Here is a 1,071-nt window from a genome sequence, read left to right as displayed (position 1 = left end):
TCTGGCTGGCCTTGCGGCTGGCCACGGTCTCGGCCTTGTCGTGGGCGGCAGCCACGGCCTCGACGGCGATCTCGGCGAAGTTGGCGGGCAGCTCGCCCTTCATGCGGCGCACGAACTCGGCGGCTTCAGCGGGGAAAAGGGCCTTGTAGGCCTCGAAGCGCTGGTTCCAGTCGGCCACCAGCAGCTCGCCGTCGGCGCGGGCGTCCCAGTCGGCGCGGACTTCTTCGGGGATCACGAAGGCCTCGTGCGACCAGCCGATGGCTTCGCGCGTGAGCTTGATCTCATCGCCACCCAGCGGCTCGCCGTGGGCCTTGGCCGTGTTGGCGCGGTTGGGCGAGCCCTTGCCGATGTGGGTCTTGCAGACGATCAGGGTCGGCTTGTCAGCAGACAGCTTGGCCTTGACGATGGCGCCGTCGACGGCATCCACATCGTGGCCGTCAACCGGGCCGATGACGTTCCAGCCGCAGGCCTCGAAGCGCTGGGGCGTGTTGTCGACGAACCAGGGCGTGACCTGGCCGTCGATGGAGATGCCGTTGTCGTCGTACAGGGCGATCAGCTTGTTCAGCTTCCAGGCGCCGGCCAGGGCCACGGCCTCATGGCTGATGCCTTCCATCAGGCAGCCATCGCCCAGGAAGGCGTAGGTGTGGTGGTTGACGATGTCGTGGCCGGGGCGGTTGAACTCGGTGGCCAGCAGCTTTTCAGCCAGCGCCATGCCCACGGCGTTGGTGATGCCCTGCCCCAGCGGACCGGTGGTGGTCTCGACGCCCGGGGTGATGCCGACCTCGGGGTGGCCCGGGGTCTTGCTGTGCATCTGACGGAAGGCCTTGAGGTCGTCGATGGACAGGTCGTAGCCCGACAGGTGCAGCAGGGCGTAGATCAGCATCGAGGCGTGGCCGTTGGACAGCACGAAGCGGTCGCGGTCGAACCAGTTGGGCTGCGCCGGGTGGTGGCGCAGGTGACGGCTCCACAGGGCCACGGCCATGTCCGCCATGCCCATCGGTGCACCAGGGTGACCGGAATTGGCTTGCTGGACGGCGTCCATGGCCAGCGCACGGATGGCGTTGGCCCGAG

1 protein-coding gene is annotated in these 1,071 nt (G+C 68.0%); it reads right to left on the bottom strand.

What is annotated here, in order from left to right:
• Window positions 1-1,071: 1-deoxy-D-xylulose-5-phosphate synthase N-terminal domain-containing protein (locus B2W70_RS16105; RefSeq protein WP_286747204.1), on the bottom strand; the 1,071-nt coding region annotated here is incomplete at both ends.

Source organism: Aquabacterium sp. UBA2148, from assembly GCF_002328915.1.
In the GTDB taxonomy this organism is placed as follows: Bacteria; Pseudomonadota; Gammaproteobacteria; order Burkholderiales; family Burkholderiaceae_C; genus Aquabacterium; species Aquabacterium parvum.
Note: the sequence above shows the minus strand (reverse complement) of the source record. Positions and strands in the feature narration are given on the sequence as shown.